Origin of the sequence: Paracoccus sanguinis, assembly GCF_012689545.1 — a bacterium.
Classification (GTDB): Bacteria; Pseudomonadota; Alphaproteobacteria; order Rhodobacterales; family Rhodobacteraceae; genus Paracoccus; species Paracoccus panacisoli.
This window is the reverse complement of record NZ_CP051542.1, coordinates 2,691,260-2,709,529: the sequence shown is the minus strand read 5'-3', so window position 1 is coordinate 2,709,529 and position 18,270 is coordinate 2,691,260. Positions and strand designations below refer to the sequence as shown.

The following is an 18,270-nucleotide window of genomic DNA, read 5'->3' as shown; positions in this document are numbered from 1 at the left end:
GGCCGCGGCAGCAGCATGGACCGATCATGGGCGACCCGATCCGCTTTCTTCTCAACGACACCGAGATCAGCCTGACCGAGGCGGCCCCGGGTGACACGCTTCTCGACTTCGTGCGTCTCGGGCGGCGGCTCACCGGCACCAAGGAGGGCTGCGCCGAGGGCGACTGCGGCGCCTGCACGGTGCTGGTCGGGCGGCTGACCGAGGGCGGGCTGGTCTATGAGCCGGTCAACGCCTGCATCCGCTTCCTCGCCGCCTGCCACCGCTGCCACGTCGTCACGGTCGAGCATCTGAAGGGCGCGGACGGCGGCCTGCATCCGGTGCAGGCGGCGATGGTCGAACATCACGGCAGCCAGTGCGGGTTCTGCACCCCGGGCTTCGTGATGGCGCTCTACGGGCTGTGGATGACCAACCCCGACCCCTCGGTGGTCGAGATCGAGACGGCGCTGCAAGGCAACCTCTGCCGCTGCACGGGCTACGCGCCGATCGTGCGGGCGGCGCAGGCGGCGGGCCGCGCGGGGGGCCAGCTGCAGGACGCGCTGGCGGTCGAGCGCGCCGCGGTCGGGGCGCGGCTGGCGGCGATCCCGCCGGGGGCCGAGGTCCAGCGCGGCGAGGCCCGCGCGGTGGTGCCCGCCGACACCGACGCGCTGGCGACGGAACTTGTTGCCCACCCCGAGGCGACGCTCGTCTCGGGCGCGACGGACGTGGGGCTGTGGGTGACGAAGCTGATGCGCCCGATCGCGCCCGGCATCTTCATCGGCCATCTGATGAAGGACATCGAGGAAACCGACGCCGACCTCCGCATCGGCGCGGGCGTGACCTATTCCGAGTTCGCCCCGGTGGTGCGGGCGCATTTCCCCGAGGTCGAGGATTACCTTCTGCGGATCGGCGGCTGGCAGATCCGCAACGCCGGCACGCTCGGCGGCAACATCGCCAACGGCTCGCCCATCGGCGAGATGCCGCCGCTGCTCATCGCGCTCGGGGCGCGGATCGTGCTGCGCCACGGGGACGCGCGGCGCGAGATGGCGCTCGAGGATTACTTCATCGACTACGGGCGTCAGGACCGCCGGCCGGGCGAGTTTCTGGAAACCATCATCATCCCGCGCAAGGGGGATGCGATCATCGCCGCCTACAAGCTGTCGAAGCGGGTGGCGGCGGACATCTCGGCCGTGGCGGCGGGCTTCCGCCTCACCGTCGCGGACGGGCGGATCACCAGCGCCCGGGTCGCCTTCGGGGGCATGGCGGGTGTGCCGAAGCGGGCCCGGGCGGCCGAGGCGGCGCTGGAAGGCGCGCCCTTCGCGGCCGAGAGTTTCGAGGCGGCGGCCGCGGCGGTGGCGGGCGATTTCACCCCGCTCAGCGATTTCCGCGCCTCGGTCGCCTATCGGCAGGCGGTGGCGGCCAATTTCTTCCGGCGGTTCTGGCTCGAGCAGGCGGGGATCGCGGTTCCGGTGCGGCTGGACCGCGCGGTGGCGGAGGCAGGATGATGGACCAGCGCACCCCTTATGCCGAGGTCACGGCCAGCCGCGACGTGCCGCACGAATCCGCCACGCTGCACGTCACCGGGCGGGCCGACTATACCGACGACCTGCCGATCCCCGAGGGCGCGCTGCATGCGGCCTTGGGGATCGGCACCGTGGCGCACGGCACGATCCGGCGCATGGACCTCGACGCGGTGCGGGCCGCGCCGGGGGTGGTGGGGGTGCTGACCGCCGCTGACATTCCGGGGCGCAACGACGTGAGCCCGATCGGCCGCGGCGACGACCCGATCCTCGCCGAGGGCCGGGTGATGTTCCACGGCCAGCCGGTCTTCGCGGTGATCGCCGAGACGCGCGAGGCCGCGCGCCGGGCCGCGACGCTGGCCGAGATCGACTATGACGACGCGCCCTTCGTTCTCGACCCGGTGCAGGCGCTGGCCGCAGGCGGCGCGCTCGCCGTCGAAGGGATGACGCTCAGGATCGGCGAGGCCGAGGCCGCGCTCGCCGCCGCGCCGCGCCACGCAGAAGGGCGGTTCGTGATCGGCGGGCAGGACCATTTCTACCTCGAGGGGCAGATCGCGCTCGCGATCCCCGGCGAGTGCGACGAGATGACCGTGTTCACCTCGACCCAGCACCCGACCGAGGTGCAGCACATGGTGGCGCACGCGCTGGACGTCGCGGCGCACGCGGTGGTGGTCAACGTCCGGCGGATGGGGGGCGGGTTCGGCGGCAAGGAAACGCAGATGAACCTGTTCTGCTGCATCGCCGCCATCGCCGCGCGGCGCTGGGGGCGGGCGGTCAAGCTGCGCCCCGACCGCGACGAGGACATGATCTCCACCGGGAAGCGGCACGACTTCGTCGTGGACTACCGCGTGGGCTTCGACGACGCGGGCCGCATCCTCGGCGTCGAGGGCGACTGGTACGCGCGCTGCGGGTTCTCGGCGGACCTGTCGCAGGCAGTGACGGACCGGGCGCTGTTTCACGCCGACAACGCCTATCGCTATCCGGCCGCGCGGCTGACCTCGCATCCGCTGCGCACCAACACCGTGTCGAACACCGCCTTCCGCGGCTTCGGCGGCCCGCAGGGGGTGATCGTCGCCGAGCGGATCATCGAGGACATCGCCTATGCCACCGGGCAGGACACGCTCGCCGTGCGCAAGGTGAACCTCTACCGGAACGGCGACCTGACCCCCTATCACCAGGAGGTCGAGGACCAGATCCTGCCGCGCATCTTCGCCGAGCTCGAGGCGTCCTGCGACTATGACGCCCGCCGGCAGGGAGTGCTGGACTTCAATGCCCGCGCCGAGGCCGCCGGCAGCCCGATCCGGCGCGGCATCGCGCTGACGCCGGTGAAGTTCGGGATCAGCTTCACCGCCACGCATTTCAACCAGGCCGGGGCGCTGGTGCACCTCTATGCGGACGGCTCGATCCAGCTCAATCACGGCGGGACCGAGATGGGGCAAGGGCTACACACCAAGGTGGCGCAGGTCGTGGCCGAGACCTTCGGCGTCGATCTGGCGCTGGTTCGGGTGACCAAGACGACGACCGAGAAGGTGCCGAACACCTCGGCCACGGCGGCCTCCTCGGGGACCGACCTGAACGGCATGGCGGCGCTGGACGCGGCGGGCAAGATCAAGCGGCGGCTGGCCGAGTTCCTGGGCCGCGCCAAGGGTGTTGCGCCCGAGGCGGTGCGGTTCGAGGGCGGCGAGGTCATCGCCGGGGAGGAGCGGACGCCCTTCGCCGAGCTGGCGCAGATGGCCTATCTCGCCCGCGTGCCGCTGTCGGCGACGGGGTTCTATGCGACGCCGAAGATCCACTGGGACCGCAAGGCCGGGCGCGGGCGGCCGTTTTATTACTACGCCTATGGCGCGGCCTGCGCCGAGGTGGCGGTGGACACGCTGACCGGGGAATACGTGATCGAGCGCGCGGACGTGCTGCACGACGTGGGCCGCTCGATCAACCCGGCGATCGACGTGGGCCAGGTCGAGGGGGCCTTCGTGCAGGGCACCGGCTGGCTGACGAGCGAGGAGCTGGTCTGGGACGACACCGGGCGGCTGAGGACGCACGCGCCCTCGACCTACAAGATCCCGCTCGCCTCGGACCGGCCCAAGGTCTTCAACGTGGCGCTGGCCGACTGGTCCGAAAACCGCGAGCCGACCGTGCGCCGGTCCAAGGCGGTGGGCGAGCCGCCGTTCATGCTGGGGATCTCGGTGTTCGAGGCCATTGGCCATGCGGTCGCCTCGGTCGCGGGCTACCGCGTGGCGCCGCGGCTGGATGCCCCGGCGACGCCAGAGCGGGTGCTGATGGCCGTGGCGCGGCTCAGGGGCGCGGCATGACCCGCGGGGCGCGCAGGGGGACCGGTGCCGCGGGGGATGCGGGCCGGACCGACGCCATCCGGGTGCGGGTGGCGCAGGTGCGCGGCTCGGCCCCGCGCGAGGTCGGGGCCGAGATGATCGTCACCGCCGACGCGGTCACCGGGTCGATCGGCGGCGGGGCGCTGGAATACATGGCGATGGACCGCGCGCGGGCGATGCTGGCCAAGGGCGAGCGTGAGGCCACGATGGACGTGCCGCTCGGCCCCGAGATCGGCCAGTGCTGCGGCGGGCGGGTGGCGCTGAGCCTCGACCGCGCGCCCGCGACGGTGCCGCCGCCCGGGCCCGAGGTGCTGGTCTTCGGCGCGGGCCACGTCGGGCGGGCGCTCGCACGCGCCTTGACCCCCCTGCCCGTCCGGGTGCGGCTGATCGACAGCCGGGCCGAGGAACTCGCGCAGGCCGGCTGCGTCCCCCAGACCCTGACCGCGCTGCCCGAGGCCGAGGTGCGCCGCGCGGCCCCGGGCGCGGCCTTCGTCATCGTCACCCACGATCACGCGCTGGATTTCCTGATCGCGGTCGAGGCGCTGGCGCGCGCGGATGCGGGCTATGTGGGCATGATCGGCAGCGCCTCGAAACGCGCGGCCTTCCTGCGCCACGCCGCGCGGGCCGGGGTGGACGCGGGGCGGCTGACCTGCCCCATCGCCGCCCACGCCCCCCGCGACAAGCGCCCCGCGGTGATCGCTGCCTTCGCCGCGGCCGAGATCATGGCCGCGCTCATGACCCACGCGCGCGTGCCCGCATGAGCGAGACGCTGATCCGCGGCCGGGTGCTCGGCTTTCACGCCGACCCCGAGGAGGTGGCAGACGCTTACCTCTACCTCGAGGACGGCGCGGTGCTGGTCCGCGACGGGCGCATCGCCGCGGTGGGCGACGGTGCGGCGCTGTCCCGCGCCCATCCCGAGGCGCGCGAGATCGACCACCGCCCGCACCTGATCCTGCCCGGCTTCATCGACCCGCATATCCACTTCCCGCAAGGGCAGGTCGTGGCGAGCTACGCCGCGGCCCTGCTCGACTGGCTGAACGACCACACCTTCCCCGCCGAGGCGGCCTTTGCCGACCCGGCCCACGCGGCGCGGATGGCCGAGGCGTTCCTCGACCTGCTGCTCGCGCATGGCACGACCACCGCCTGCGCCTTCGGATCGGTCCATCCGGGGTCGATCGACGCGCTGTTCGCCGCCGCCGAGGCGCGGGGCATGGCGATGCTGGGCGGCAAGGTGATGATGGACCGCAACGCTGCGCCGGCGGTCCACGACACGGCGCAAGCCTCGTATGACGACAGCCGGGCGCTGATCGCCCGCTGGGCCGGGCGCGGGCGGCTGACCTGTGCCATCACGCCGCGCTTCGCGATCACCTCGAGCCCCGAACAGCTCGACGCGGCCGGGGCGCTGGCGGCCGAGTTTCCCGATCTGCCGATCCAGACCCATCTGAGCGAGAACCGGGCCGAGATCGACTTTACGCTGAGCCTCTATCCCGAGGCGCGCGACTACCTCGACATCTACGACCGCTTCGGGCTTCTGGGGTCGCGCAGCCTGATGGGCCACGCGATCCACCTGACCCCGCGCGAGATCGCGCGGATGGCCGAAACCGGCACGCGGGCGATCCATTGCCCGACCTCGAACCTGTTTCTTGGCTCGGGGCTCTTCGACCGCGCGGGCCTGCGGGCGGCGGGGATCGTGACCGGGGTGGCGACCGACATCGGCGGCGGCACCTCGTGGTCGATGCTCAGGACGCTGGACGAGGCCTACAAGGTCAGCCAGCTCCGCGGCGCGCGGCTGAACCCGCTGGCGGCGTTCCACTGGGCGACGCGCGGCAACGCGCTGGCGCTGGGGATGGCGGACCGGATCGGGACGCTGGCCGAGGGCTCGGACGCCGATCTGGTGGTGCTCGACGCCCGCGCGACCCCCGCCATGCGGCTCAGGGCCGAGCGGCTGCGGGGGCTCGAGGACGAGCTGTTCCTGCTGCAGACGCTGGGGGACGACCGGGCGGTGGTCGAGACCTACGTCGCCGGTCGGCCGGCCAAGTCCACCGCGGCCTGACCCCCGCTTCGGCCGGAACGGCGGCGGCGGCGGCGCTTTGCCCGGCGCCGCCCGAAAATCGGGCAGAGCGCCGGGTTTACAAGCGGAATCCGGCAGCTAACGTAACGTCCATTCGCCACCTGCGCGCCCCGGACAGCCTGCCGGGCGCCATCACCAAGGGATCCTTCATGAGCGCCGTCCTCACCGCCCCGCCCGCCGCCTCGTTCCGCGATTCGGTGGACCGGATGTTCACCGAGGCCGCCCAGCTCATGGACCTGCCCCCGGGGCTCGAAGAGAAGATCCGGGTCTGCAACTCGACCTATGTCGTCCGCTTCGGCGTCCGGCTGCGGGGCGAGATCCACACCTTCACCGGCTACCGCGCCGTCCACTCGGAACATCAGGAGCCGGTCAAGGGCGGCATCCGCTATGCGCTCAACGTGGACCAGGACGAGGTCGAGGCGCTGGCCGCGCTGATGAGCTACAAATGCGCGCTGGTCGAGCTGCCGTTCGGCGGCTCGAAGGGCGGGCTGACCATCGACCCGCGCGCCTGGGACGAGGACGAGCTGGAAAAGATCACCCGCCGCTTCACCTATGAGCTGAGCCGGCGGCGGCTGATCTCGCCCGCGCAGAACGTCCCCGCCCCCGACATGGGCACCGGCGAGCGCGAGATGGCGTGGATGGCCGACGCCTACAAGCGGCTTCACCCCGAGGACATCGACGCGCGCGCCTGCGTCACCGGCAAGCCGATCAGCTTCGGCGGCATCGCCGGGCGGATCGAGGCGACCGGGCGCGGCGTGCAATACGCGCTGCGCGAGGTGTTCCGCACCCCCTCGGTCCTGACCCGTGCGGGGCTGTCGGGCACGCTCGACGGCAAGCGGATCGTGGTGCAGGGCCTGGGCAACGTGGGCTTCCACGCGGCGCAGTTCCTGTCCACCGAGGACGGCGCGCGGATCGTCGCGGTGGCCGAGCGCGACGGCGCGGTTATGAACCCCGCGGGGCTCAACATTCTCGAGCTGCAGGCGCACATGAAATCGACCGGCGGGGTCCGCGACTTCCCCGGCGCGACCTTCGAGCCCGACTCGGCCAAGGCGCTGGAGCTTGACTGCGACATCCTCATCCCCGCGGCGCTCGAGGGCGCGATTCACCGCGGCAACGCCGAGGGCATCCGCGCCCCCCTCATCGTCGAGGCCGCGAACGGCCCGATCACCGCCGAGGCCGACGCGATCCTGCGCGCCCGTGGCGTGGTCATCGTCCCCGATCTCTACGCCAACGCGGGCGGCGTCACGGTCAGCTACTTCGAGTGGGTCAAGAACCTCGGTCACATCAGCTTCGGCCGGATGGAACGCCGGCAGGAGGAGGCCCGCCACCGCATCCTCGTCGAAGAGCTCGAGCGGCTGTCGGCCGACGAGGGGCTGGGCTGGACCCTGTCCGAGGGGTTCAAGCAGAAATACCTGCGCGGCGCCGACGAGCTCGAGCTGGTGCGCTCGGGGCTGGACGACACCATGCGGGGGGCGCTGCAGAACATGGTCGCGGTGCTTGAAAGCAACGACAAGGTGCCGGACCTGCGGACCGCGGGCTATATGGTGGCGATCTCGCGCATCGCCGCGAGCTATCGCGCGCTGGGGCTCTAGGGTCGCGATGGCGCTGGATGCGGGGGTGACGATCCGCGAGGCGGGACCGGCGGATGCCGGGGCGATCGCCGCGATCTACAACGACGCGGTGACGGGGACGACGGCGGTCTGGAACCTGACCCCCGTCGACGCCGCCAACCGCGCCGCGTGGATGGCGGCGCGGCAGGCGGCGGGCTATCCGGTGTTCGTCGCCACCGGCGCCGAGGGCGCGGTGCTGGGCTACGCGAGCTTCGGCGACTGGCGGGCCTTCGACGGCTACCGCTTCACCGTCGAGCATTCCGTCTATGTCCGGGCGGACGTGCGCGGCGGCGGCATTGGGGCGGCCCTGCTCACCGCGCTCATCGACCGGGCGCGGGCGCTGGGCAAGCACGTCATGGTGGCCGGGATCGCGGCCGAGAACACCGGCTCGATCCGGCTGCACGAGCGGATGGGGTTCCGCCAGACCGGGCATCTGCCGCAGGTCGGGGCCAAGTTCGGGCGCTGGCTCGACCTCGCGTTCCTGCAGCTCGAGCTCGACGACCGGCCCGCGCCCGGTCCCGACCCCGCCCCCTGACGTGCCCCGGCCCGCCCGAGCCTTGCACCGGCGCCGCGGGCGGCTTATCTGACAGTTAACTGCTCGTTGGGGCGCCCCGCGCGGGGCTGAGATGTGCCAGGCACAGCACCCATCGAACCTGATCCGGGTCATGCCGGCGAAGGGAACGGGCCACGCCGCAGACCTCTCTGCGGTCCATTCCCCCGCACCGGACGACCCCACCTTGTGGGGACGACATGGCGATTGCGCTGACCATCGCGGGGTCGGACAGCGGCGGCGGAGCCGGCATTCAGGCTGACCTGAAAACCTTTTCCGCGCTCGGCGTCTACGGCGCCAGCGCCCTGACCGCGGTCACCGCCCAGAACACCCGCGCGGTGACGCGGATCGAGGGCGTGTCGCCGGCGATGATCAGGGCGCAGATCGCGGCGGTGCTGGACGACCTCGACGTGGCCGCGGTGAAGATCGGGATGCTCGGCACGGCCGAAGCGACCGAGGCGGTGGCCGACGCGCTCGACGGCTGCGCCGCACCCATCGTGCTCGACCCGGTGATGATCGCCAAGTCCGGCGACCGGCTGATCGACGCGCCGGCCATCGCGGCGATGATCGACCGGCTTCTGCCGATGGCCACGGTGCTGACCCCGAACCTGCCCGAGGCGGCGCGGCTTCTGGACCGGATGTTGGCGCAGGACGCCACCGAAACCGCCGCGCAGGGCGAGGCGCTGCGCGCCATGGGGCCGGCGTGGGTGCTGATGAAGGGCGGCCACGCCGAGGGCGACACGCTGACCGACCTGCTCACCGGCCCCGAGCCCCGGCGCTTCGCCGCCCCCCGGATCGCCACCCGCAACACCCACGGCACCGGCTGCACGCTCAGCGCTGCCATCGCGGCGGGCCTCGCCCAGGGCCTGAGCGTGCCCGAGGCGGTGGCCCGCGCCCACGGCTGGCTGCACCAGGCCATCGTCGCCGCCGACCGGCTGCGCGTCGGCTCGGGGCACGGGCCGGTGCATCACTTCCACGCCTGGTGGCCCGCATGAGCCGCGCAACGATCCTCGGCGCCGGGGTCATGGGCCTCTGCGTTGCGACCGAGCTGGCCCGGCGCGGTCATGCGGTGACGCTGGTGGACCCCGCGTCCGGCCCCGGTGGGCACGGCTGCTCGTGGTGGGCGGGCGGGATGCTCGCCCCCTTCTGCGAGTTCGAGAACGCCGAAGAGCCGGTTCTGCGCCACGGCCAGGCCGCCCTCGACTGGTGGGAGGCGAACGCCGGCGGCGTCACCCGCGCCGGAACGCTCGTGGTGGCGCTGGGGCGCGACCGGCGCGAGCTGGACCGCTTCGCCCGCCGGACCCACGCCTTTGACCTGCTCGACCCCGGCGCGATCGGCGCGCTCGAGCCCGACCTCGCCGGGCGGTTCGAGCGGGCGCTGTTCTTCTCGGGCGAGGCGCATCTCGACCCCCGCGCGGCGCTGGCCGCGCTGGTGGCGGGGCTGGCGGCGCAGGGCATCACCGTCCAGCCGACGCTGCCCGCCGATCCGGGGCAGATCATCGACTGCCGCGGGCTCGCCTCGCGCGACATCCTGCCCGACCTGCGCGGGGTGCGGGGCGAGATGCTGGTGCTGCGCTGCCCCGAGATCAGCCTTGCCCGGCCCGTGCGGCTTCTTCATCCGCGGGTGCCGATCTACCTCGTGCCGCGCGGCGACGGGGTGTTCATGATCGGCGCCACGATGATCGAGAGCGACCGCCGCGGCGTCGTCACCGCCCGCTCGGTGCTCGAACTGCTGAGCGCGGCCTTCGCGCTGCACCCGGCGTTCGGCGAGGCCGAGATCCTCGAGCTGGGGGCCGATGCGCGCCCGGCCTTCCCCGACAACCTGCCCCGGATCGGGCGGGCCACCCACCCTGACGGGGGCGAGAGGCTCTACGCCAACGGCCTCTACCGGCACGGCTACCTGCTGGCGCCCGCGGTCGCGGTGCAGCTGGCCGACCATTTCGAGACGGGCGCACAACCGGAGTTCTGGCATGAAACTGACGATCAACGGTGAGCCGCGCGAGATCGACGCCGCGACCGTGGCCGAGGCGCTCGCCGCCGAGGGGCTGGCCGAGGCGCGCGTCGCCACCGCGCTGAACGGCGCCTTCGTTCCGGCCGGCGCGCGGGCGGATACGGCGCTGTCGCCCGGCGACGCGCTGGAAATCGTCGCGCCGATGCAGGGGGGCTGAGATGGCGGTTTTCTATGGCACCGAGGTCGCCTCGCCGTTGATGCTGGGGACCGCGCAATACCCCTCGCCCGCGATCCTGGCCGAGGCGTTCCGCGCCTCGGGCGCCGGGGTCGCCACGGTCAGCCTGCGGCGCGAAGCGGGCGCGGGGCAGGATTTCCTGCGCCTGGTCGAGGGGCTGGGGGTGCGGCTGCTGCCCAACACCGCCGGCTGCCACACCGCGCGCGAGGCGATCACCACCGCGCAGATGGCGCGCGAACTTCTCGGCACCGACTGGATCAAGCTCGAGGTGATCGGGCACAGCGACCTGCTCTCCCCCGACGTCTTCGGGCTGGTCGAGGCGGCCCGCGCGCTCAGCGCCGAGGGGTTCAAGGTGTTCCCCTACTGCACCGAGGATCTGTCGGTCTGTGAGCGGCTGCTCGCCGCGGGCTGCGAGGTGCTGATGCCCTGGGGCGCGCCGATCGGCTCGGGCCTCGGGCTGGCGAACCCGCACGGGCTCAGGGCGCTGCGCGCGGCCTTCCCCGAGGTGCCGCTGGTGGTGGACGCGGGGATCGGCCTGCCGAGCCACGCGGCGGCGGCGATGGAGCTGGGGTTCGACGCGATCCTCCTGAACACCGCCGTGGCCCGTGCGGGCGACCCGGTGGCGATGGCCCGCGCCATGGCGCAGGCCGCCGAGGCCGGGCGCGCCGCCCACCTTGCCGACCCCATCGAGCCGCGCGACATGGCCACCCCCTCGACCCCGGTGATCGGCAAGGCGTTCCTCGCATGACCGCGCGCCCCGCCCCCCTCTTTCCCCCTTTATTTCCTGCGGAAATATCCCGCGGGGGTGCGGGGGCGCGAAGCCCCCGCTGCGGCGGCGACGAAAGGACCAGACCGTGACCCTGCCCCGGTTCTACCCGATCTTCGACAGCGCCGACTGGGTGGCGCGCGGGCTGGACAGCGGCGCGCGACTCATCCAGCTGCGGATCAAGGAAGCGGACGAGGCGGCGTTGCGCGCCGAGATCGCCCGCGCCCGCGACATGGCCCGCGCCAGGGGCGCGCTGCTGGTCGTCAATGACCACTGGCGCCTCGCCATCGACCTCGGCTGCGACTGGCTGCATCTGGGGCAGGAGGATCTGGACGACGCCGACCTGCCCGCGATCCGCCGCGCCGGGCTGCGGCTCGGCGTCTCGACCCATGACGAAGCCGAGCTGGACCGGGCGCTCGCCACGCGGCCCGACTACGTGGCGCTGGGGCCGGTCTGGCCCACGATCCTCAAGGCGATGAAATGGGCGCCGCAGGGGCTGGCGCGGGTGACCGCGTGGAAGGCCCGCACGGGCGACGTGCCGCTGGTGGCGATCGGCGGGCTCACGCCCGAGCGCGGGCGCGCGGCGCTGGCGGCCGGGGCGGACGTCGTCTCGGCGGTGACCGACATCACCCTGAACCCCGACCCCGAGGCGCGGATGCGCGAATGGCTGGACGCAACCGGCGAAGGGGCATCCGGCGCCGATGGGCATTCGGACCAGACAGACAGCGGAGGAGACACCGGCCGATGAGCGACCGCCACGCCCGCCAGATCGTCCTGCCCGAGGTCGGCGCCGCCGGCCAGGCGCGCATCGCCCGCGCGCATGTGCTGATCGTGGGCGCGGGCGGGCTCGGCTCGCCCGCGATCATGGCGCTGGCCGGGGCCGGGATCGGGTCGATGACCATCCTCGATCCCGACGTGGTCGAGACCGGCAACCTGCACCGCCAGCCGATCCATGCCGGCCGCGTCGGCTGGGGCAAGGCGCAGTCCGCGGCGGCCTTTGTCGCCGCCCTCGACGATGCGGTCGGCGTCAACGCGCGGGCCGAGCGGCTGACGCCCGCCAATGCGCCGGCGCTGGTGGCCGAGGCGCAGGTCGTGCTCGACAGCGCCGACAGCTTCGCGGTGAGCTATATCCTCTCGGACGCCTGCGCGGCGGCGGGGGTGCCGCTGATCTCGGCCTCGGCGCTGGGGATGGGCGGCTATGTCGGCGGGTTCTGCGGCGAGGCGCCCTCGCTGCGCGCCGTGTTCCCCGACCTGCCCGAGCGCGCCGCGACCTGCGCCTCGGCCGGGGTGCTCGGGCCGGTGGTGGCGATGCTGGGCGCGGCGCAGGCGCAGATGGCGCTGGCGGTGATCCTCGGGCTCGCGCCCTCGCCGCTGGGACAGCTCGTCACGCTGGGGGCGGGGCTGCGCTTCGGCGGGTTCCGCTTCGACGGCGCGCCGGAACCGGCGGACCCGCTGCGCTTCATCGACGCGGCCGACCTCGGGCCGGCGGATTTCGTCGTCGACCTGCGCGGGCCGGACGAGGCGCCCGTCCCCGTCTCGCCCGGCGCCCTGCGGGGCACCGCCGACGCGCCCCCCCTGCCGCCCGAGGCCCACGCCGGCCGCACCGTCTATGCCTGCCGCTCGGGCCTCAGGGCCTGGCGCGCCGCCCGCGCCGCCGCCGCCCGGCGGCCCGGGCTGCCCATCGTCCTCATCGCAACCGGAGACCCTGGATGACCCTGACCCGCACCCTCGCCGCCGCGGCCTTCGCGCTGCTGGCCCAGCCGGCGCTGGCCGCCGACAAGATGACGCTGATGCTGGACTGGTTCATCAACCCCGACCACGCGCCGATCATCCTCGCCCAGGACAAGGGCTATTTCGCCGACGCCGGGCTTGAGGTCGAGATCGTGGCCCCCGCCGACCCCGCCGACCCGCCCAAGCTGGTCGCCGCCGGCCGCGCCGATCTGGCGGTGAGCTATCAGCCGCAGCTGCACCTGCAGGTCCACGAGGGGCTGCCGCTGGTGCGCGTCGGCACACTGGTCGGCACGCCGCTCAACTGCCTGATGGTGCGCGAGGACGGCCCGGTGAAGACGCTCGCTGACCTCAAGGGGCGCAAGATCGGCTATTCGGTCTCGGGCGTCGAGCAGGCGGTGGTGGCGGCGCTGCTCAAGACCGCGGGGCTGACGATGGACGACGTCGAGATGGTCAACGTCAACTGGTCGCTCACCCCGGCGCTGATGTCGGGGCAGGTGGACGCCACCATCGGCGCCTATCGCAACTTCGAGCTGACGCAGATGCGGATCGCGGGCGGCACCGGCAAGTGCTTCTTCGTCGAGGAGAACGGCCTGCCCGCCTATGACGAGCTGATCTTCGTCGCCAACCGCGACACGCTGGACCGCGCACGGGTGAACCGCTTCCTCGGCGCCGTCGAGCGGGCGACGCAGTTCATGCTGAACCACCCCGACGAGGCGCGCGAGGTCTTTGCCGCCCACGCCCCCGACCTCAAGGACGAGCTGAACACCAAGGCCTGGGACGACACCTTCGGCCGCTTCGCCATCTCGCCCGCGGCGCTGGATCACGGCCGCTACGCGCGGTTCGAGGCGTTCCTGCACGACGCGGGCCTCGTCCCCGAGGTGCTGCCGGTCGACCGGCTGGCCGTCGACCCGGGGGCCGCGGAATGAGCGCGCTGCCCGAGGCGCACGCCTATGGCCGCGCCTTTGCGGCCTGGCGCGGGGCCTGCGCCGCGGACTGGCACGCCTATACCCACCACCCCTTCGTCGAGGGGATGCGCGACGGCACCCTGCCCCGGGCGGCGTTCCTGACCTATCTCGCGCAGGACTACCGCTTCCTGATCCACTTCAGCCGCGCCTGGGCGCTGGGGGTGGTCAAGGCCGGCACGCTCGAGGAGATGCGCGCCTGCTCGGCCACCGTGCACGCGCTGGTCGATGGCGAGATGGCGCTGCACGTCGGCATCTGCGCCGCGGCCGGGATCGACGCCGCCGCGCTCGAGGCGACGGTCGAGGCGCCCGAGAACCTCGCCTACACGCGCTACGTGCTCGAGGCGGGGTATTCGGGCGACTTCCTCGACCTGCTGGCGGCGCTCGCGCCCTGCGTGCTGGGCTATGGCGAGATCGGGCTGCGGCTCGCCGCGACGGCCGCGCCCGACACGCCCTATCGGGACTGGATCGAGACCTACGCCGGCGACGACTATCAGCAAACCTGCCGCGAGGTGGGGGCGCTGCTCGACGCGGCGCTGGCGCGGCGGCTGGGCGCGGCGCCCGAGGCGCTGCCGCGCTGGGGCGAACTCGCCGACCGTTTCGCCACCGCCACACGGCTTGAAGTGGCGTTCTGGGGCCTGGGCAGCGCATGATGGCGGCGGCCGGCACCCCCGGCGAGGACGTGCGCGCCCGGTCGATCCGGGTCGCGGGCGAGGTGCCGGGGTTGTTCGCGCCGCTGACGCTCGATCTGGCGCCGGGGCGGGTCACCTGCCTGCTCGGCGCTTCGGGGGTGGGCAAGTCCACGCTGCTGCGGCTTCTGGCCGGGCTGCCCACCGGCGTCGAGTTCCGGGGCACGGTCGAGACGGCGCCGGCGGCGCTGATGGGGCAGGATGCGGGGCTGTTCCCGTGGCTGACGCTGCGCGAGAACGTGGGCCTCGGGGCGCGGCTCAGGGGCGAGCGGGCGGACCCGGCCCGGATCGCGGCGCTGATCGCGGCCGTGGGGCTCGAGGGGTTCGAGGCGCGGCTGCCCGCCAACCTCTCGGGCGGGCAGCGCCAGCGCGTGGCGCTCGCGCGGACGCTGGCCGAGGACCGGCCGCTGGTGCTGCTGGACGAGCCGTTCTCGGCGCTCGACGCGCGGCTGCGGCTCGACATCGGGGCGATGGCGGTGCGGCTGCTCGCGGGCCGCACCGTGCTGATCGTGACCCATGACCCGGCCGAGGCGGCCCGGCTGGGCGACCGCATCCTCGTGCTGACGCCCGCGGGCCTGACCGCCCACCCGGCTCCCGCGGGGCCGGTGCCGCGGCCCCATGACGCGCCCGGCGTGCTCGCCGCGCAGGCGGCGCTGACCGACCGGCTGATCGCATGAGGGCGCTGGCGGGCATCGGGGTGGCGCTGCTGCTCTGGCAGGCGGCGGTCTGGCTGACCGGGCTGCCGCCCTACCTGCTGCCCGGCCCCGCGCGGGTCGCCGAGGCGCTGTGGGCCGGGCGCGCCGAGTTGTGGACCGCCGCCGGCTATACCGCCCGCGCGACGCTGGCGGGGCTCGCGCTCGGGACCGCGATCGGGGTCGCGGTGGCGCTGGCGATGGCCGCATGGCGGCCGGTGGGGCGGGCGCTCTCGCCGGTGCTGATCGTGAGCCAGGTCATCCCGGTCTTCGCGCTGGCCCCTATCCTGACCCTGTGGCTCGGCTTCGGACTGGCCCCCAAGGTCGCCATGGTGGTGCTGATCGTGTTCGTGCCGGTGGCGCAGGCGCTCTATGACGGGCTGATGGCGCCGCCGGCCGCGCAGATGGACGTGGCTCGCGTGATGGGCGCCGGTCGCTTCGCCATGCTGCGGCACCTGCGGCTGCCGGCGGCGCTGCCGCGGCTCGCCTCGGGGCTGCGGCTGGGGGCGATCTATGCGCCGGTCGGCGCGGTGATCGGCGAGTGGGTAGGCGGCGCCCGCGGCCTCGGGGCGCTGATGATCCAGGCCAACGGGCGGATGAAGACCGACCTGATGTTCGCCGCGCTGATCGTGGTCGTGGCGCTGTCGCTGGTGCTTTACACCGTGATCGACCGCGGGCTGGCGCGGGCTCTGGCGCGGCGCGGGTTCTAGGCCCGTCGCAGCGCCGCGGCGATCAGCGAGGGGATCGCGTCGGTGGTGCCGATGGCGGCGGTCAGGGGCCCGCGGTCGCCCCAGTCGGCGGGGATGTCGTCGGTGGTGTGGCTGCCATTGGTGGCAAAGAACGGCAGGCAGACCGCCGGGCCGTCCGGCGCCACGTCGGCGAGATGCGGCGGCTCTTCCAGAAACACCGTCAGCACCTGCGCGAAGCCGGGCGGCAGCGCGGCGGCAAAGGCGCGGGTGGCGTCGGCGGAGGCGCTCGACTTCGACGAGCCGTGGCCGACCACGACCAGCGTGGTCTCGGCCGGGTCCAGCCCGGCCGCCGCGGCGGCCGCGCGCGCGAGGTCGGCGCCCAGCGCCGGCAGCGCCGGGTCGAAGCCGAGCGGGGGCAGGACGGCGTAGCCCTCGACCCCCGCCGCGGTCAGGCGGCGCGGCATCTCGGAGTTGACGAACCAGCCGCCGGCCATGAACAGCGGATAGATCGCCCGCACACCCCTGAGCGCCGCGAGGCTGCGCGGGCAGGCGAGCGTCGCGCCCGCGACCGGGGCGCCGAGCCGCGCCGTCACCCGCGCGGCCAGCGCCTCGAGCTCGGGTTGGAGGACGCCGGGGTTGCCGGGCTGGCCGTGCGCCACCACCGCGAACTGCGGGTCGGTCACCGCGGGCGCCTCGCAGGTGCAGCCGGCGCAGCGGGGCGGCAGCGCGGTCATGCCGCGTCCTCGCGGAAGGCCGCGGCGAAGGCCTCGGGCATCGGGAACTCGGCCAGCGCACGTTCGCGGGCGGCGGGCGACATCTTGCGCGCGGTCTTCTGGACGATCCGCAGCAGCTGGTCGGGGTCCTGGGTGGTGGCGAAATCGCCGAGGTAGTGGCGGATGAAGGTGAAGCAGGCCACGTCCTCGAGCGCCTGCACCTCGGCGTCGCGCTTGATCCCCTCTTTCCGCAGCATCCGCCCGGCGGCCTCGACCTCGGGCTCGGGGTAGCCCGCGTCGCGCATCAGCCCCATCACCCGCTCGGCATGGCGGCGGCCCTGCTCGCGCCGCCAGGTCAGGTAGCCCTCGCGCCCCTCGGGGTAATCCTGCCGCGGCAGCGTCCAGCGCTCGATGTGCTGACCGCGGCAGGCGATGGCGAGCGCATCCGACGCCTCGGGGTAGAGCAGCGCCTGCTCGGCGGTCATCCGCTGGCCGTAGAGCAGCTCGACCGGGGCGCCGTCCTCACGCCGCGGGTCGGCGGCGTTGGCGGCGTCGATGGCGGCGAAGACCGCGTCGCGGCGGGGGGAGGGCGAGGTCATGGGCAGGTCCGGGTTGGGGTCGTCAGGCCCAAGGGATGCCACGGGCCCGGCCCGGGGTCCACCGCCCTGCCGCGCCCTGCCCTTGCCAACGCCGCCCCCCGCGCGGATACCCTGCGCCATGCTCGGTTTCGTCGCCCCCCGCCTCGTCCTGCTGTCGGTCCCCAAGACCGGCACCACGGCGCTCGAGGAGGCGCTGGCCCCCCATGCCCAGCTCGCGCTGCGCGGGCGGGCCGAGATCAAGCACCTGACGCTGGCGCAGTATCACGCCCGGATCGCGCCGATCCTGCGGGCCATCCCCGGCCCGCCCTTCCGCACCGTCGCGGTGATCCGCGAGCCGCAGTCGTGGCTCGACAGCTGGTATCGCTACCGGACCCGGCCGCAGCTTGCGGGGCGGCCGCGCTCGACCGCCGGGATCGGATTCGCGCAGTTCGTCGAGGAATACCTCGCCCCCGACCCGCGCCCAGCCCGCGCGGCGCTGGGGCGGCAATCGGGGTTCCTCGACCCCGGAAAGGGCGCGGGGGTGGACCTGCTCTTCCGGTACGAGGCGCTCGACGCGCTGGTGGCGTTCCTCGAGGGGGCGCTGAAGACCCGGCTTGCCCTGCCGCGGCGCAATGTCTCGCCCCCCGGCGACACGGCGCTGCCGCCGGCGCTGGCCGCGCGGTTGCAGGCGGAACTGGCCGACGATTACGCGCTGTGGGACGGCGCGCTGGTCGCTCCGCCAGCCCCGTCAGCCCCGTAAAGCGCCCGCGCCCGGTCCTCGAAGGCGCGGACGATGCGCGACATCGCCTCGCCGAAGACGACGCCGATCACCCGGCGCAGGATGGCGTTGCGGAACTCGAAATCGACGAAGAAACGGACCTCGCAGCCGCCCTCGGGGCGGTCGGTGAACTGCCAGCCGGAATGCAGGTGGCTGAACGGGCCGTCCAGATAGCGCGTGTCGATGCGCTTTTCGGCCGGGAACAGCGTGACCCGGCTGCCGAAGCGTTCGCGGAACACCTTGAAGCTGATGACGAGGTCTGCCTCGATCACCTCGGACCCGTCCGGTCCGGGGCTGCGCGAGCGGATGCGGGCGGCGCTGTTCCACGGCAGGAACTGCGGATAGCTTTCCACATCGGCCGCGAGGTCATACATCTGCTGCGCCGACCACGGCAGGATTCGGGTTTCGGCGTGTTGCGGCACGGGCAGT

Annotated in this window: 20 protein-coding genes and 1 riboswitch; of the genes, 17 read left to right on the top strand and 3 right to left on the bottom strand. The window is 73.5% G+C overall.

Going from position 1 to position 18,270, the window contains the following annotated elements:
- The first annotated feature begins 26 nt into the window (after positions 1-26).
- From xdhA to HGN31_RS12885, 16 genes are all read left to right on the top strand, one after another.
- Positions 27-1,481, top strand: a complete 1,455-nt coding sequence (gene xdhA / locus HGN31_RS12960; protein ID WP_168783463.1) for a xanthine dehydrogenase small subunit — start codon at positions 27-29, stop codon at positions 1,479-1,481.
- Entirely contained in the window at positions 1,481-3,808 is a 2,328-nt protein-coding gene (xdhB, locus tag HGN31_RS12955) for a xanthine dehydrogenase molybdopterin binding subunit (protein ID WP_211096299.1), read from the top strand. The genes xdhA and xdhB overlap by 1 nt, the downstream gene beginning before the upstream one ends.
- Positions 3,805-4,587 (top strand): xanthine dehydrogenase accessory protein XdhC, encoded by a 783-nt coding sequence (xdhC, locus tag HGN31_RS12950; protein ID WP_168783461.1) that lies wholly within the window; start codon positions 3,805-3,807, stop codon positions 4,585-4,587. Before xdhB ends, xdhC begins: the two co-directional genes overlap by 4 nt.
- A complete protein-coding gene (guaD, locus tag HGN31_RS12945; protein WP_168783460.1) occupies positions 4,584-5,879 on the top strand; it encodes a guanine deaminase in 1,296 nt (431 codons plus the stop codon). The genes xdhC and guaD overlap by 4 nt, the downstream gene beginning before the upstream one ends.
- 167 nt (positions 5,880-6,046) lie before the next feature.
- Positions 6,047-7,489: a Glu/Leu/Phe/Val family dehydrogenase gene (locus HGN31_RS12940; RefSeq protein WP_036702294.1), complete on the top strand. Its 1,443-nt coding sequence runs from the start codon at positions 6,047-6,049 to the stop codon at positions 7,487-7,489.
- Between the two features lie 7 nt (positions 7,490-7,496).
- Entirely contained in the window at positions 7,497-8,042 is a 546-nt protein-coding gene (locus HGN31_RS12935; protein ID WP_211096298.1) for a GNAT family N-acetyltransferase, read from the top strand.
- Positions 8,043-8,099: 57 nt separating this feature from the next.
- A riboswitch (TPP riboswitch) is annotated at positions 8,100-8,204 on the top strand.
- Between the two features lie 53 nt (positions 8,205-8,257).
- Entirely contained in the window at positions 8,258-9,052 is a 795-nt protein-coding gene (thiD, locus tag HGN31_RS12930; protein ID WP_168783459.1) for a bifunctional hydroxymethylpyrimidine kinase/phosphomethylpyrimidine kinase, read from the top strand.
- On the top strand, positions 9,049-10,050 hold the full coding sequence (thiO, locus tag HGN31_RS12925; protein ID WP_168783458.1) for a glycine oxidase ThiO: 1,002 nt from the start codon (positions 9,049-9,051) through the stop codon (positions 10,048-10,050). Before thiD ends, thiO begins: the two co-directional genes overlap by 4 nt.
- On the top strand, positions 10,028-10,225 hold the full coding sequence (gene thiS, locus HGN31_RS12920) for a sulfur carrier protein ThiS (RefSeq protein ID WP_036734770.1): 198 nt from the start codon (positions 10,028-10,030) through the stop codon (positions 10,223-10,225). Before thiO ends, thiS begins: the two co-directional genes overlap by 23 nt.
- Before the next feature lies 1 nt (position 10,226).
- Positions 10,227-10,991: a thiazole synthase gene (locus HGN31_RS12915; RefSeq protein ID WP_168783457.1), complete on the top strand. Its 765-nt coding sequence runs from the start codon at positions 10,227-10,229 to the stop codon at positions 10,989-10,991.
- Positions 10,992-11,097: 106 nt separating this feature from the next.
- Positions 11,098-11,757, top strand: a complete 660-nt coding sequence (locus HGN31_RS12910) for a thiamine phosphate synthase (protein ID WP_168783456.1) — start codon at positions 11,098-11,100, stop codon at positions 11,755-11,757.
- Positions 11,754-12,722, top strand: a complete 969-nt coding sequence (locus HGN31_RS12905) for a HesA/MoeB/ThiF family protein (protein WP_211096297.1) — start codon at positions 11,754-11,756, stop codon at positions 12,720-12,722. Before HGN31_RS12910 ends, HGN31_RS12905 begins: the two co-directional genes overlap by 4 nt.
- Complete coding sequence (locus tag HGN31_RS12900; RefSeq protein WP_168783454.1) at positions 12,719-13,666, top strand: ABC transporter substrate-binding protein; 948 nt, start codon at positions 12,719-12,721, stop codon at positions 13,664-13,666. Before HGN31_RS12905 ends, HGN31_RS12900 begins: the two co-directional genes overlap by 4 nt.
- Positions 13,663-14,355, top strand: coding sequence for a thiaminase II (gene tenA / locus HGN31_RS12895; protein WP_168783453.1), 693 nt, complete (start codon positions 13,663-13,665; stop codon positions 14,353-14,355). Before HGN31_RS12900 ends, tenA begins: the two co-directional genes overlap by 4 nt.
- Positions 14,352-15,068 (top strand): ABC transporter ATP-binding protein, encoded by a 717-nt coding sequence (locus tag HGN31_RS12890; protein ID WP_168783452.1) that lies wholly within the window; start codon positions 14,352-14,354, stop codon positions 15,066-15,068. The genes tenA and HGN31_RS12890 overlap by 4 nt, the downstream gene beginning before the upstream one ends.
- On the top strand, positions 15,065-15,793 hold the full coding sequence (locus tag HGN31_RS12885; protein ID WP_036735417.1) for an ABC transporter permease: 729 nt from the start codon (positions 15,065-15,067) through the stop codon (positions 15,791-15,793). The genes HGN31_RS12890 and HGN31_RS12885 overlap by 4 nt, the downstream gene beginning before the upstream one ends.
- Here HGN31_RS12885 and HGN31_RS12880 read toward each other — a convergent pair.
- Positions 15,790-16,506 (bottom strand): cobalamin biosynthesis protein CbiX, encoded by a 717-nt coding sequence (locus HGN31_RS12880; protein WP_168783451.1) that lies wholly within the window; start codon positions 16,504-16,506, stop codon positions 15,790-15,792. The genes HGN31_RS12885 and HGN31_RS12880 overlap by 4 nt on opposite strands.
- Positions 16,503-17,084 carry a DUF4202 domain-containing protein gene (locus HGN31_RS12875; RefSeq protein WP_168783450.1) on the bottom strand — a complete coding sequence of 194 codons (582 nt, stop codon included), beginning with the start codon at positions 17,082-17,084 and terminating at the stop codon, positions 16,503-16,505. Before HGN31_RS12875 ends, HGN31_RS12880 begins: the two co-directional genes overlap by 4 nt.
- Positions 17,085-17,202: 118 nt before the next feature.
- On the opposite strand from HGN31_RS12875, the gene HGN31_RS12870 reads away from it, so the two are divergent.
- Positions 17,203-17,823, top strand: coding sequence for a gamma-glutamyl kinase (locus tag HGN31_RS12870; RefSeq protein WP_168783449.1), 621 nt, complete (start codon positions 17,203-17,205; stop codon positions 17,821-17,823).
- Here HGN31_RS12870 and HGN31_RS12865 read toward each other — a convergent pair.
- Positions 17,769-18,263 carry a type II toxin-antitoxin system RatA family toxin gene (locus HGN31_RS12865; protein ID WP_168783448.1) on the bottom strand — a complete coding sequence of 165 codons (495 nt, stop codon included), beginning with the start codon at positions 18,261-18,263 and terminating at the stop codon, positions 17,769-17,771. The genes HGN31_RS12870 and HGN31_RS12865 overlap by 55 nt on opposite strands.
- Positions 18,264-18,270: the final 7 nt, after the last annotated feature.